Source organism: Chitinophaga fulva (genome assembly GCF_012927205.1).
Lineage (GTDB): Bacteria > Bacteroidota > Bacteroidia > Chitinophagales > Chitinophagaceae > Chitinophaga > Chitinophaga fulva.
Genome location: NZ_JABBGC010000001.1, coordinates 2,991,003 through 3,005,912, shown reverse-complemented (window position 1 = coordinate 3,005,912; position 14,910 = coordinate 2,991,003). Strand labels below are relative to the sequence as shown.

Sequence of the window (14,910 nt, the reverse complement as noted above, 5' to 3'; positions counted from 1 at the left end):
TTTGCTGCCTGAAAAAAGTTCGGAAAATACTAACTATCATTTTACTGTGTTTGTTAGGCCTGATCATTCTGGTGGGAGTATTAATCAATATACCCGCAGTCCAGAACCTGCTGGTGAGAGAGGTGACATCTCGTTTGTCCGATCAGCTCCACACACGGGTCGAAATAAACCGCATCACGTTACGGCTGTTCAACAGTATGCAGCTGGAAGGAGCACTCATCGAAGATCAGCATAAAGACACCCTCCTGTACGCGGGCAAATTGCAAGTGCGCATCACTGACTGGTTCTTTTTTCAGGACAAACCCGTTATCAAGTTCGTTGGACTGGAAGATGCACAGGTCAACCTGCTACGGCCCCGTAATGATTCTGTCTGGAATTATCATTTCCTGGAAGAAGCTTTCTCCGGCCCTCCCACTACCAAACCACAAACGCCATCCAAAGGCATCTCCCTCGACCTGAAGAAAATAGACCTCCGCAATATCCGTATCAATCAAATTGATGCCTGGGTGGGCGAAGACATGCGCGGCTACGCCAAACGTATTTTCCTCGATGCCAAAAACCTGGACCTGCAAAAACACAACATCGATATACAGGAACTGTTTCTCGATAACCCCTATTTTATTATCAGCAGCTATTCCTCTTCCCCGTTGCGGCACAAGCGCCCGCACCTTACCGGCAACCCTGTCCCGGACAGCACTGCGCCCGGTGAGCTTCGCTGGAACTATGGCAACTGGAAACTGTTGCTGAAAGAACTGCATATCCGTAATGGCATGCTGGGCGTGGATATGCCGGATGACAGCACTAAAGTGGAAGCGGGGTACTTCGCCCCTAATCATATCCGCTTTGGGGAAATCAACCTGTCACTCACCAACACCAGCCTGGTGAAAGACAGTATCATCGGTGATCTTACCCTCAGCACCAAAGAACGGTCCGGCTTTGAAGTGAAAAAACTCACGAGCCGTTTTAAAATGTCCCCTGTGGAAATGGAGTTCTCCCGGCTGGACCTGCAAACGAACCGGAGCCATGTCGGTGACTACTATACGATGCAGTACTCCGATATCAGCGACATGAACGACTATGTGAACAATGTGTTCATGCAGGCCCGCTTCAAAGACTGTAGACTATCATCAGACGACATCGCTTTTTTTGCGCCGCCACTTTCTACCTGGAAAAAAGAAATCACGCTGACCGGAAAAGCCCGTGGCCCCGTGAGCAACCTGAAAGCATCCGAGATAGAACTGGAAGCCGGTGCCACCACCCGCCTGAAAGGCAGCATCGAACTGCGCGGCCTGCCGGAAATCAATGAAACCTTCATCGATTTCCATACAGAGGAACTGGTCACCACCGGCGCCGATGTGATGCAGATCATGCCGATCGTAAAAGATGTGAGTGCCATCCGTATGGACAAGCTTACCTCTATCCGCTTTCAGGGAAGTTATACCGGCTTTATCAATGACTTCGTGGCCTATGGCCAGTTCCAGACCAATCTGGGTAAACTCAGTTCTGACCTTAACTTCAAGACCAGCCGCGATGTGCCTGTCTACTCCGGAAGTCTCACTACTACCGGCTTTGACGTAGGCACCCTCTTCGATAACAAGAACCTGTCCACCCTCACGCTCAATGCCAAAGTAGATGGGGCCGGTTTCAACTTCAAAACACTCAAAGCCAGTGTGGACGCTGATGTACAGGAAATGAGCCTGTTCGGCTACACCTACCGTAACATCAAGACCAATGGCACCATGAGCCGCAAGTTTTTCAATGGCTCGCTGGCTTCCAAAGATCCTAACCTGGATATGGACTTTACCGGTACCATTGATTTCAACGAGGCATTGCCCATCTTTAATTTCCACTCAGACCTTCGCAAAGCAGATCTCAAAGCACTGCACATCGTGGAGGATTCTGTCACCCTGCAAGCCACGCTGGACCTCAATTTCGCAGGTAACACCATCGACAACTTCGACGGTACCGCCCGTATGCATGAAGTATCTTTGTATAAAGATGGTAAACGGCTGGAGTTCGACTCCCTCCGCATCGCCACACATATGCAGGACAACCAGAAAGTACTAAGCCTGAATGGCAGTGAGGTAAGCGGATATGTAAAAGGGTCCTACAAACTCATGGAGCTGCCGGATGCCTTCCAGCTGCTGTTATACAAATACTATCCCAGCTATTTCCTGGCCCCGCAGAATGCAGCCATCCAGGAGAATTTCACCTTTGCCTTCCAGTTCGGAGAAGTGGAAAAACTACTGAAAGGCTTTACCAATAAATTTACCGGCTTTGACAACTCATCTGTTCAGGGTGGGCTCAACACCATGAACGGCGGTAACCTGTCGCTCAATATCAATATCCCTGAAGCCGGCTATCTCGGATACCGGGTACAGGACCTGCAGGTAAAAGGCGATGGCACCTTCAACAAAGTCAATATCAGTACCAGCATCGGCAAAGTCTTGTCCGGCACCAATACCATCCTGCAAAACCCGCTGATATTGGCCAGTTCCGGTAACGACACCTCTTATCTGAAAGTGGACTTGCAGGCGCAGGACACCTCTTCCCTGGATGGTTTCTACGCCCGCATCGTCACCGTCCGTCAGGGTATTAAGGTCAATTTCCTGAACAGCGCCTTTACCGTTAACGAGCGGCAATGGAATGTAACACCCGGCAATGAAATATACTGGAGCAAGGACTTTCTCACCGTACATAATCTGCGCGTAACCCGCAATGATCAAAGCATCACGGTGGAGACCAACGAATTCAACCCGGACGAATCCCGGTTCATCGTGACGCTCAAAAACCTGAACCTTCCTGACGTGATCCCTTCCCAGCTGATCACGACCCGTATTGAAGGCATCACCGACGGCACCATTCATATCACAGACCCCACACAGGACCTAGATGTCACAGCAGCGCTGCGCACACGCGAGTTGCGTATCGACAATGATTCTATCGGCACACTTAATATTGATGGTAGTTACCTGCACCGTACCGGTACCGCTACCTTCCTCGTTAAATCCGACAACGAAGGCAAAAACTTCCTGGCACAGGGCAAAGTTGGTCTTTCCGCCACCAATAAGGATATTGATGCCTCCGTTGATTTCAATGGTATGTCCATCAATTTGCTCAGCAAATACCTGACAGGATATGTTTCCGATCTGACAGGCGCCGTTACCGGGAAGGTAAATGTTTCCGGCACCACCGACCTGCCGTCTATGCGGGGCAGCCTTCAGCTGGACACCGTAGCCGTAACAGTCGATTACCTGGGCACCCGTTATAAGATCCCACGGTTGAATGTTAACATCGATGATAACCTGATTGAATTCGGCAACTTCGCCGTTATTGATAAATACGGCAGCAAAGGCACTGCCAGCGGCTATATCAGTCATGATCACTTCAACAAACTGAATTTCGATTTTGACGTGACCGGCCGCAATTTCCTGTTCCTCAGCACCACTTCCGCCGACAGCGACCTGTTTTACGGAGATGTACTGGCAGATGGAAAAGTCTATTTCTCCGGCCCTATCAACGATATGCAGATGCATATTCTCGCCCGGCCATTGAAAGGCACCCACTTCTATCTCCCGATGTCTGACAGTAAAGACATCGGCAAGTATGATTATATCATCTTCAAAACCTATGGTACAGAGGTCAAGGAGAACAAGCGGAAGAAAGATAATACCAAACTGACCGTAAAGCTCGACATCGCTGCCAACCCCGATGCACAGATTGACGTGATCCTGGATGCCACCACCGGTGATATTATCTCCGCCAACGGTAGCGGTAACCTCCAGATCATTGCCAATACCGAAGGAGATTTCAGCATGTTCGGCAACTATGAGATCAACAACGGGTCCTATAACTTTACTTTCCAGCGCCTGACCAGCTGGAAGTTTGATATCGAAAAGAACAGTACCATTACCTGGAATGGCGACCCACAGGAAGCCAAGGTGAACATCACCGCCAAATACTCACTACCGAAAGTAAGTCTGTATAACCTGCTGGGACAGGCCGCCACCGTAAGCTCCAATGACAAGCTGGCCACCCGTACAGAACGTGTGGATGTGCTGATCAACCTGCGCGGCGCCCTGATGAAGCCGGATATCTCCTATACCATTGAGCTGCCCGATGTGGGAAGTCTTTCCTATGAAAGTGGTGTAGCTGCCAAGCTGAAAGAGATCAACAACGACCAGAACAAAGCATTGCTGCAGATGTACGGTCTGTTGCTGTTCAACCAGTTCCTGCCCGATGACGCCACCACCAATGCGGCCGCCAACGTGGGCATTACCGGTAAAAACAGTGTGGGACAGGCTTTATCGGCCCAGGCATCCGCTATTCTCAATAATATCACCGGCGCCCTGCTCAAAGGCAGCGGTATCGGTGTCAACGTCAACTATCGCGCGTATAACGTGGGTGGCCCGGGTGGTCCTGCTGACAATGGCTCCGTGGACCGTAACCAGGTAAGCGCCGGTATCACCAGCACGCTGTTCAACAACCGTTTCCGGTTGTATGCCGGCGGCGACTATGACTGGGGCAAATCTTCCACTTCCGCCAACGCCAACCGTTTCGCCGGTGACTTCCGCATCGAATATCTGCTGACACCCGACGGCCGTTTCCGTATCAATGCATTCAGTAAATCGGATTACGACGTGTATAACCTTAACAACCGTACGAAATCCGGTGTGGGCATATCTTACATCCGTGAGTTCAACCGTCTGGGTGAACTGTTCCACAGCCAGCGCCGTGGCCGTACCCCGCTCATGGATTCTCTTCGAAAGGCAGCAGCGCTGAAGCCGAAAGAGGATTCTACCGAAAAAAAATAATGCGATATTGAATATTCGTTTTAAATCCGGTTCCAACGTCCGGGGATACCCCAACGTTGTGGATTCACGCGTTCACGGATTCACGGAATCCCAGGGCTGAAGCCCTGGGCTACGTTGTGTTTCAGATCCTTTAGGGGATTAAGTCTTGATTAATTGTGGTACTGTCCTTTTATGCAAACTTAGGGAACGTATCCCCTAACAGATCTCAGGCTGGCATTAAATAGGTGAAACATTGTTGGCAAGATACATTTGTTGCTCTCTGATATACATCATGTCCCAGGTAAAAGTCATCTTCTATTGTTTGGATAATATAATGGCAATAACCCCCATCATACAAAACCCAATCATTTTGGGAACCTGAACCACAACGTAGCCCAGGGCTTCAGCCCTGGGAAAAAAAATCCCGGAGCGGTCTGCTCCGGGATGAATGATATCTATATAATTATTATATCAGCCTTTCAGGATTTCGTGCCCCAGTTTATCCCTTTTAGTCCGCAGGTAATTTTCATTGTACGGGTTGGGATGTATTTCGATGGGTACGTTTTCCACTACTTCGAGACCGTAGCCACTGAGGCCGGCGCGTTTGCGCGGGTTGTTGGTGATGAGGCGCAGCTGGGTGATGTTGAGGTGCCGCAGAATCTGGGCGCCCACGCCGTAGTCGCGTTCATCCATTTTAAAGCCGAGTTCCAGGTTGGCTTCCACTGTGTCGAGGCCTTCCTCTTGCAGTTTATAGGCTTTGAGTTTGTTCATGAGACCGATACCGCGGCCTTCCTGGTTCATATAGAGGATGAGGCCTTTCCCTTCTTTTTCCACCATCTGCATGGCAGCGTGCAACTGTTCGCCACAGTCGCAGCGCAGGGAGTGGAGGATATCGCCGGTAACGCAGGACGAGTGCACCCGTACGAGGACAGGTTCATCTTTTTCCCAGTCGCCTTTTTTCAGTGCCATATGGATCTCACCGGAATTAAGCTGTTTGAAAGCGATGAGTTCGAAGTTGCCGTATTTGGTAGGCATTTGAACTCTTACACCTTCTTCGATCAGGGTTTCGGTGCTGAGCATATAGGTGATGAGGTCCTGGATGGAGATCAGTTTGAGGTCGAATTTGTCGGCTATTTCCCGCAGTTGTGGCAAGCGGGCCATAGAGCCGTCTTCGTTCATGATCTCTACCAGTACGCCGGCGGGCTCAAAGCCAGCCAGTCGGGCCAGGTCTATCGTTGCTTCAGTATGGCCGGCACGACGTAAAACGCCGCCGGTTTTGGCTTTCAGCGGGAAGATGTGCCCGGGTTTGCCGAGTTCTTCCGGTCTGATGTTTGGATCGATCAGCGCTTGTACTGTTTTGGCTCTATCGTGTGCGGAGATGCCGGTAGTGCAGCCATGGCCGCGTAAGTCTACCGATACAGTGAAGGGTGTCTGATGCAGGGCGGTATTATCTCTCACCATCAGTTCCAGTCCCAATTCTTCGCAGCGTTCTTCTGCCAGGGGAGCGCAGATCAGGCCACGGCCGTGTGTGCTCATAAAGTTGATGATCTCCGGCGTAACGTTACGCGCTGCGGTAATAAAGTCGCCCTCATTCTCGCGGTCTTCATCATCTACTACGATTACCAGTTTGCCGTTCTTGATATCTTCTATTGCTGCTGCTATTGTATCTAACATATATTATCCCTCCGGGTCAATGTTGAATGACCGCAAAGTTACGACTTAAACACGGGAAATAGGCAAGGAAACATTCCGTGTGGAATCTGAGTAATCTCCTGTTGATTTGATATTTATACAATCATATTTTAATAAATAAGATATTTCACAGATAAGTTTGGTACACAACAATCTGGAATACAATAAAGTTCACGCTGGACAACGCTTTTATGCATTAGCAAATAGCCCGATTTGAGGATTCATAATTTTTTTTGAAATTCCTGAACAAACATCCTGTAAATGCGGATTAACCTGTTAAGATATCAAAAAAATTTATCGAGGTTTATGTGTTCTTTCACGACTTAACAATTTGTTAATTCGGCGTTAAAATTTTCCCAAAGTTTTTTGGCACCTTTGCGCCATGAAACAAACTTCTCTAATCATGGGATTTAGAAAATTACTCTTTACCTTATCCTTATTACTCACGACGATCTTAACCTATGCGCAGGTTACCACCAGTAGCATGATCGGTGTTGTAACGGATTCCAAAGGCGAAGGCCTGATCGGTGCCACCGTAAAGGCAATTCACACGCCATCCGGTACAGTTTATGGAACCACTACCCGTAACGGCGGTGAATTCACCATTCCAAACATGCGTGTTGGTGGCCCTTACAAAGTAGAGGTATCTTTTATCAGCTACGGCACGGAAACTTTCAACAACATTTTCCTGCAGCTGGGTACTCCTCAGAAATTGAACGTAAAATTGACTGAAGGCTCTACCACCCTTCAGGAAATCAATATTACTGCTGCCAAAGCGGTGACTCAGGGTAACGGCGGTACTGCACTGAACGTTAGCCGCACCCAGATTGACAATATTCCTACTGTAAACAGAAGCGTACAAGATTTCGTGAAACTGAGCCCTCAGGCTTCCGTTTCCACCAGAGGCAGCGATGGTGCTCCCCTGGGTATCTCCTTCGGCGGCGCGAGCAACAAATACAACCAATTTGCTGTGGACGGTGCCGTTACCAACGACGTATTTGGTCTGTCTGCTTCCGGTACCAACGGTGGCCAGGCTGGTGCTAACCCAATCTCCATCGAAACTATCGACCAGCTGCAGATCGTTTTAAACCCTTACGATGTTAAGCAAAGCGGCTTTACAGGTGGCGGTATCAACGCTATCACCAAAAGCGGTACCAACGATTTCCACGGTTCTGCTTACCTGTACCTGCAAAACAAAAGCTTCGTAGGTAAATCTCCGGACACTGCCCACACTGCTTACGGCGACTTCAACAGCAAAATCTATGGTGCAAGCCTCGGTGGCCCGATCATCAAAAACAAACTGTTCTTCTTCGCCAACGTGGAAAGAACTGAACGTACCAACCCGGTTGACTTCAACCCTGGCACTAAATCCAACGGTGTTACCGTAGATGAGCTCGCCCGTGTCTACGACTTCGTTAAGAACAAATATAATGTGGACCTCGGCGGTTATACTGACCAGGAGCGTAAAAAGACAGCCACCACTATCTTCGGCCGTATTGACTGGAACATTAATAATGTTCATAAACTGACAATTCGCCACAACTATCTGGACGCTACTGATATCAATACCGGTGGCCGTACTCCTACAGCAGCATCCTTCTACAATAACTATTACTCCTTCCCTTCCAAAAGCAACTCCAGCGTAATTGAGCTGAACTCCAGCTTCTCCAACAAGCTGAGTAATGAATTGAGAGTGGGATATAACAGTGTACAGGACAGAAGATCTTACCTGGGTCAGCCTTTCCCTACTGTTACCATTGTTGATAACAGCAGGACCATTAACCTGGGTAGCGAATTCTCTTCTACTGCCAACGCACTGGACCAGAAAATCTGGACATTTACAGATAACCTGACCATGTACAAAGGCAAACACACCATCACCGTAGGTGCTAATGCCGAATTATACAATATCAAAAACACTTTTATCCAGGGCGCATTCGGTTCCTACTCCTACGATTCCATCAACGGATTCCTGCAGGGCCTGAAGCCGAAACAATACCAGATCAACTACACTACTGCAGATTCAACCCTTCGCGAAGGCATCGGTTTCAAAGCTGCACAGGTAGGTATCTATATACAGGATGAATGGAATGTCCGCAGAAACTTCACCCTGACCGCAGGTGTAAGGGTAGATATGCCATTCTTCCCGACTACGCCTCCGGATAACGTGAACTTTAATAAAGATGCTGACTTCGCAGGATACTCTACTACCACCATTCCTAAATCCAGACTGATGTTCGCTCCAAGAGTGGGCTTTAACTGGGACCTGAACAATGATGGTCAAACCATTATCCGTGGTGGTGCTGGCATCTTCACCGGACGCGTTCCCTTTGTATGGATTTCCAACCAGTACAATACTTCCGGTAACATCTATACCAATATCAGCCTCTCCGGAAAAGATCTGCCAAACAGTGTTAGTTTCCAGTACGATCCTAACAGCCCGTTCTATGGTCAGTATTCTGCTACCATGCTGGCGGCCCTGGGTGCTAACGTAAGCCCGAAAAGTGGTGCTAATATCAACCTGAGCGACAAGAATTTCAAATTCCCTCAGGTATTCAAAACCAACCTGGCTGTTGAAAGACAACTGCCATGGGGCATGAAGGCTATCATTGAAGGTAACTTCTCTAAAACCATCAACAACGCCGTTTGGAACAACCTGAACATCATTCCTACAGGCGACAGCGTAGCACTGGGTGGTGGTATCAAACGTCCTTCCTACAAACAGAAATCCGCTGCATGGGGCAACCAGGTACTGCTGCTGCAGAACACCAGCGAAGGTTATACCTATAACATCTCCGGTGAGTTGACCAAAGTAACCAGCAACGGTCTGTTCGTTAAAGTAGGTTACTCTTATGGCGATGCTTATTCCGTGAACGATGGTACATCCTCTACCGCCAGCTCCAACTGGAGATTTACGCCTAACATCAATGGCCTGAACGCTCCTGAACTGGGTCGCGCTAACTACGCCATGGGTCACCGCGTAATGGGTGTAATTGCCAAAACCTTCAAATATGGCAAACAAAAGAACTTTGCTACTACTGTAAGCCTGTTCTACAACGGTCAATCCGGTACCCCTTACACCTGGGTATACTTCAACTCTGTTGATCCTACCGGTGATGACAGACTTGCCAACGGTAACAACGACATGCTCTACATCCCGACTGCTACTGAAGTATCTGCTATGCGGTTTGACATTATCCAACAGAAAAATGCTGCCGGTACGGTTGTCTACCAACGTACAGAAGCTGAGCAACGTTCAGATCTGGAAAGCCTGATCAGCAATGATAAATACCTGAGCAAACACCGCGGCGAAAACGCGAAGAAAAACGCTTCCCGCACTCCGTTCGAAAATCTGTTCGACTTCAAACTGGCTCAGGTCCTGCCGATCTGGAAAAACCACAAAGTCGAAATTACTTTCGACATCCTGAACGTAGGTAACCTGCTGAACAAAGATTGGGGAAGAACCTACTTTATCAACAACCAGGTTGCTACTCCGCTCACTTTCAGAAAATTCGATGCTACTTCCGGCGCTCCTGTATTCCAGTATGACTACAAGAGAATCGTAAATGGCGATGGCGATGTAACTCCTTACTTCATCAACAACTTCACTTCTCGCTGGAGAGGTCAGATTGGTGTTCGTTACAGCTTCTAAGCTAATCACCTTACAATAAAAGAGAAGGGCTGACCATTTGGTCAGCCCTTCTCTTTTACATAAAAAATTGTAACCCCAAAAACACCGCCATCGCCCTCCCCCACGTCTCCTTATCATGCTTTCCACCGGCGATTTCCAGGTACGTAATATCTTCCGGTTCCCGATAACCTTTCTGCTTCAATTCCGCTATCACATCCAGCGTATCATCAATACTGTCGATAATGCCATTACCGTTACGGTCGGCCGTTTCATCATTGGTGCCGCATTCAAAAAAGAACTGTAGCCCCGGCCGGTAGGCGCTTTCCCGGATACGCCGGTGCATAATGCGGTCCCGCTCTTCCTGATAGTGATCATCCAGCGGGCGGCTGCGCCACCAAAGCGCACCGGAGAACACGCCCGCCATGCTGAAATATTGCGGGTACTGCCATACGATGTCCAGCGCCGACAGCCCTCCCAGCGAAAACCCTGCGAAGGCCCGTTTCACACCGGCCAGCAAGGGATAGCGCTGCTCCAGGAAAGGCAATAATTCCTTTATCACAAACTGGCTGTAAACCGCTGCCAGTATACCATTGCCCTGGTAGTCAGTGATACCGGCCACACCATACTCCTGACGGCGCCGCGGTCCTGCATGAACAGCCACCACCCATACGCCCGGCGGCATCACCGCAGGCAACGCGGGCAGGTCCTGCCCATCATTTATCAGCAACAAAACACGGGGTGTTCCTTCCTGTGTGTATACATCCAGCGTGACTTCCCGATGCAGTCCGGCAGCAGGGAGCATCATTCGATCCATTTGCATTTCAACAATTTACCGATAAACCAATAATCTTCTTTAAATTTAACTAAACACTTTCCCATGACTGAAAACTACTATAAATGGCATTCGCCCAACCTGGGAAAGGAATTTGAGATGCTGGTATTTGGTGACAGCGGATACCCGCTACTACTCTTCCCGACCTCCATGGGCCGCTACTATGAAAGCAAAGACCGTGGCCTGATAGACGCTATCCGGTGGTTTATCGATGAAGGACGCGTCAAAGTGTACTGCCCCGACAGTATTGATGCCGCCAGCTGGTACAACAGGAGCATCGCTCCCCAGTTCCGGGCGTATAATCATACCTGTTATGATAAAATGCTGGTAGAAGAAGTGCTGCCCCGCATAGAGGCTGAAACAGGCCGGCAGCGGATTGTAGCCGCCGGATGCAGCTTTGGCGGTTATCATGCGGCCAATTTCGCTTTCCGCTATCCCGCCCGTGTGTCTTATCTTTTCAGCCTTAGCGGTATCTTCGATATCAAATCCAGGATGGACGGCTATTACGACGACCAGGTATATTACCACAACCCGGCCGACTTTATGCCGGATAACCAGGACCCTGATCTGTGGCGCATGGGCATCGTGCTCGGCGCCGCCGAAACAGACGTCACCCGCCCGCAGAATGAACATTTTTCGCAACTGCTGGCGGCAAAAAATATCACCCACTGGCTGGACATCAGGCCGCACGCCCTGCACGACTGGCCCGTATGGCGCGAAATGCTGCCACACTATCTGTCACTCATCAAGTAAACGTATGAAAAAGATCGGCATTTTATTCGGACAGGAAAACTCGTTCCCACAAGCGTTCGTAGACCGCGTGAACCGTATCAATCCACCTGGTATCTTCGCGGAGTTTGTAACGATCGATAAAGTGTTGCAAGGTGCCGACAGCGGATATGCCGTCATCATAGACCGTATCTCGCAGGATGTGCCTTTCTACCGCGCCTTTCTGAAAAATGCCGCCACCGCCGGCTGCGCCGTCATCAACAACCCGTTCTGGTGGAGCGCCGATGATAAATTCTTTAACAATGCCCTGGCGCAAAAGATAGGCGTTACCGTACCCCGCACGGTACTGCTGCCATCCTATTCGCTGCCGGACAATACCACAGATAAATCATTCCGGAACCTCGTTTATCCGTTCGACTGGAACACGATCTTCGAGTATATCGGATTTCCCGCATACATGAAACCCTTCGCCGGCGGCGGCTGGAAACATGTGTACCACATAGAAGACAAAGATGATTTTTTCCGCCAGCATGGAGAAACCGGTCAACTGGTGATGATGTTACAGGAAGAAATAGACTTTACAGAATACTACCGCTGTTTCTGCATCGGGGGCAACCAGGTGCGCATTATGGCCTATAATCCCAAAAACGCGCCCCATCAGCGTTATCAGTCCGATTTTAAAGGCAGCGACACACTGATGCAGCAGATCACGGAACAGGTGATCGCACTCAATCAATACCTGGGCTACGACTTTAATACCGTGGAAATAGCCGTCAGAGGAGAAGTCCCCTACGCGATCGATTTCTGCAATCCGGCACCGGACGCAGATATCAACGCCATCGGTGAGGAGCATTTTGAATGGGTGGTGGAAACCAGCGCCCGGTATGCCATTGAACGGGCCATTGCCCAAAAACCAGGGAAAGACAATCTGACCTGGGGACGCTTTATCCGCGGTACCAGCAAAAAAACGGCCGCGACCAAAAATGTCAAACCCGTGAAAGCCTTGCCGATAAAAGAGAAAGCTATACCCGCCAAAAAAACGGGCAAAACGTCAGCGTCTACCAAAAAAACAAAATCAAAAGAAAAACAATAAACAACAGGCAATCATCTCCTGATAAATTATCCGGATACATTTCATAATGTGTAATTCGTAATTTCGGGAAAAATTTTAATCATGTTCAAAGCGTTTACGCTGGGTATAGAAGAAGAATACATGGTGATGGACCCCACCACACGGGAGCTCCGGTCCCATGAGCAAAAGATTGTGGAACAAGCCCACAAAGTGATCCGCGACCAGGTAAAAGCTGAATTTCATCAGGCTGTAGTGGAAGTGGGCACCCAGATATGCGCCAATATTCACGAAGCCCGCGAAGATGTGGCCCTGCTGCGCCGCACCATCACCCAGATAGCCGGCGACCTCGGTTTCAGCATCGGCGCCTCCGGTACCCACCCTTTCAGTAAGTGGGAAAAACAAATGATCACCGACCATCCCCGTTATTTTGAGATCGTCAACGAAATGCAGGACGCTGCCAGGTCCAACCTGATCTTTGGCCTGCATGTACATGTAGGCATGGAAAACCGGGAAATGGCCCTGCATATCGCTAATTCAGTCCGCTATTTTCTGCCGCATATTTTTGCGCTCAGTACCAACTCCCCTTTCTGGGAAGGCCGCAACACCGGCTTCAAATCCTTCCGTACCAAGGTTTTCGACAAATTCCCCCGTACCGGCATCCCTGACTATTTTGCCAGTATTGAGGAATATGACAATTACATCAAACTGCTGGTCAAGACGAACTGTATCGACAACGCCAAAAAAGTATGGTGGGACCTCCGGGTGCATCCTTTCTTCAACACCGTGGAATTCCGCATCTGTGACGTACCCCTGACGATAGACGATACCATCACACTCGCCGCCCTCTTTCAGGCTGTATGTGCCAAGATATACAAGCTGCGGATGCAGAACCTGAACTTCATTATTTACAACCGCGCGCTGGTGAACGAAAACAAATGGCGTGCTTCCCGCTATGGTATCGATGGTAACCTCATCGATTTTGGTAAAGAGATGGAAGTCAACACACGGTCACTCATATACGAACTGCTCGATTTTATCGACGACGTAGTAGACGACCTGGGCAGCCGCGATGTGATCCGCGCCACCGGCCATATCCTTGAAAATGGCACCGGTGCAGACAGACAGTTGAAAGTATATGAAGAAACCAAGGACCTCGTAGCAGTAACCGACTATATTCACCACCAGTTTTTGAAGAACTGCTGAGCCGGGATGACGGATTACACGGCCGTAATTCGTAATTTTGCAATATGCATCCAATCAAAAACAAGTGGAAAGTAGCAGTGCTGGATATGTATGAGGGCGTGGCCAATGAGGGTATGCGCTGTATCCGGGAAATACTGGTGCAATATGCAGCGATGCATGCACTGGACCTGCAATTCGATGAATTTGAAGTCAGACTGCAACAACAGGTGCCCGACACCTCCTATGATATTTATATCTCTACCGGCGGCCCCGGCAGCCCGGTAGACAGCGAAGGCAGCATGTGGGAACAGAAATATTTCTCTCTGATAGAAGACCTGCTCGCATGGAACCGCACACAGGAACAGAAAAAACCAGCCTTTTTTATCTGTCACTCCTACCAGATCATGTGCCGGTATTACCAGCTCGGCAACGTCTGTAAACGCAAATCACCGGCCTTCGGCGTTTTCCCGGTACATAAAACCGCTACCGGCCTCACCGAAAAAGTATTTACCGCACTGCCTGATCCGTTCTATATCGTTGACAGCCGCAACTGGCAGGTGATAGAACTGAACCACGAACGGCTTTACGCCATGGGCGGCCAGGTACTGGCGCTGGAAAAAGAAAGGCCCCATGTGCCACTGGAACGCGCTACCATGGCCATCCGCTTCAATGATCATTTCATCGGCACCCAGTTCCACCCGGAAGCCGATGCTGATGGCATGCATATGTACCTCTGTCAGGAAGAAAAGAAAAAACAAGTAGTAGATCATCACGGCATCGAAAAATATAACAGCATGCTGGAACAACTCACCGATCCGGATAAAATCATGCTCACGCACGACCGGCTGATCACCGCCTTCCTCGACTATGCCGTTTACGGGCAACTGACCGACAGGCTGGCTGCTATTGAGCACCTGGATGGCGTTCCTGTCCACAACGATGATGAAAACACCTTTTTCTAATCCGTTTATTCCAATAT

Annotated in this window: 8 protein-coding genes; 6 read left to right on the top strand and 2 right to left on the bottom strand. The window is 49.4% G+C overall.

Annotated elements, in window-relative coordinates; translation table 11 throughout:
• Nucleotides 1-50: 50 nt before the first annotated feature.
• Complete coding sequence (locus HHL17_RS12215) at nt 51-4,814, top strand: translocation/assembly module TamB domain-containing protein (RefSeq protein ID WP_169224991.1); 4,764 nt, start codon at nt 51-53, stop codon at nt 4,812-4,814.
• Nucleotides 4,815-5,264: 450 nt separating this feature from the next.
• Here the strand turns inward: HHL17_RS12215 and HHL17_RS12210 are convergent, their stop codons facing one another.
• On the bottom strand, nt 5,265-6,467 hold the full coding sequence (locus tag HHL17_RS12210) for a bifunctional 3,4-dihydroxy-2-butanone-4-phosphate synthase/GTP cyclohydrolase II (protein ID WP_169224990.1): 1,203 nt from the start codon (nt 6,465-6,467) through the stop codon (nt 5,265-5,267).
• Between the two features lie 421 nt (nt 6,468-6,888).
• On the opposite strand from HHL17_RS12210, the gene HHL17_RS12205 reads away from it, so the two are divergent.
• Complete coding sequence (locus HHL17_RS12205; RefSeq protein ID WP_169224989.1) at nt 6,889-10,137, top strand: TonB-dependent receptor; 3,249 nt, start codon at nt 6,889-6,891, stop codon at nt 10,135-10,137.
• Between the two features lie 55 nt (nt 10,138-10,192).
• On the opposite strand, the gene HHL17_RS12200 is transcribed toward HHL17_RS12205, so the two are convergent.
• Nucleotides 10,193-10,936, bottom strand: coding sequence for an alpha/beta hydrolase (locus tag HHL17_RS12200; protein ID WP_169224988.1), 744 nt, complete (start codon nt 10,934-10,936; stop codon nt 10,193-10,195).
• A 57-nt stretch (nt 10,937-10,993) separates the two neighbouring features.
• Here HHL17_RS12200 and HHL17_RS12195 point away from each other — a divergent pair, with 57 nt between their 5' ends.
• The 4 genes from HHL17_RS12195 to HHL17_RS12180 all read left to right on the top strand — a co-directional run bounded on the left by HHL17_RS12195 (nt 10,994) and on the right by HHL17_RS12180 (nt 14,893).
• Nucleotides 10,994-11,701 carry an esterase family protein gene (locus HHL17_RS12195; protein WP_169224987.1) on the top strand — a complete coding sequence of 236 codons (708 nt, stop codon included), beginning with the start codon at nt 10,994-10,996 and terminating at the stop codon, nt 11,699-11,701.
• Nucleotides 11,702-11,705: 4 nt separating this feature from the next.
• Nucleotides 11,706-12,770, top strand: a complete 1,065-nt coding sequence (locus HHL17_RS12190) for an ATP-grasp domain-containing protein (protein ID WP_169224986.1) — start codon at nt 11,706-11,708, stop codon at nt 12,768-12,770.
• Nucleotides 12,771-12,851: 81 nt separating this feature from the next.
• Nucleotides 12,852-13,952 (top strand): carboxylate-amine ligase, encoded by a 1,101-nt coding sequence (locus tag HHL17_RS12185; RefSeq protein WP_169224985.1) that lies wholly within the window; start codon nt 12,852-12,854, stop codon nt 13,950-13,952.
• A 44-nt stretch (nt 13,953-13,996) separates the two neighbouring features.
• Nucleotides 13,997-14,893, top strand: coding sequence for a type 1 glutamine amidotransferase (locus HHL17_RS12180; protein ID WP_169224984.1), 897 nt, complete (start codon nt 13,997-13,999; stop codon nt 14,891-14,893).
• The last annotated feature ends 17 nt before the right edge of the window (nt 14,894-14,910 follow it).

What these genes read in the sequence shown, in the direction of transcription:
- HHL17_RS12210 (WP_169224990.1), bottom strand. Translation starts at nt 6,467, where the DNA reads ATGTTAGATACAATAGCAGCAGCAATAGAAGATATCAAGAACGGCAAA.
- HHL17_RS12205 (WP_169224989.1), top strand. Translation starts at nt 6,889, where the DNA reads ATGGGATTTAGAAAATTACTCTTTACCTTATCCTTATTACTCACGACG.
- HHL17_RS12200 (WP_169224988.1), bottom strand. Translation starts at nt 10,936, where the DNA reads ATGCAAATGGATCGAATGATGCTCCCTGCTGCCGGACTGCATCGGGAA.
- HHL17_RS12195 (WP_169224987.1), top strand. Translation starts at nt 10,994, where the DNA reads ATGACTGAAAACTACTATAAATGGCATTCGCCCAACCTGGGAAAGGAA.
- HHL17_RS12190 (WP_169224986.1), top strand. Translation starts at nt 11,706, where the DNA reads ATGAAAAAGATCGGCATTTTATTCGGACAGGAAAACTCGTTCCCACAA.
- HHL17_RS12185 (WP_169224985.1), top strand. Translation starts at nt 12,852, where the DNA reads ATGTTCAAAGCGTTTACGCTGGGTATAGAAGAAGAATACATGGTGATG.
- HHL17_RS12180 (WP_169224984.1), top strand. Translation starts at nt 13,997, where the DNA reads ATGCATCCAATCAAAAACAAGTGGAAAGTAGCAGTGCTGGATATGTAT.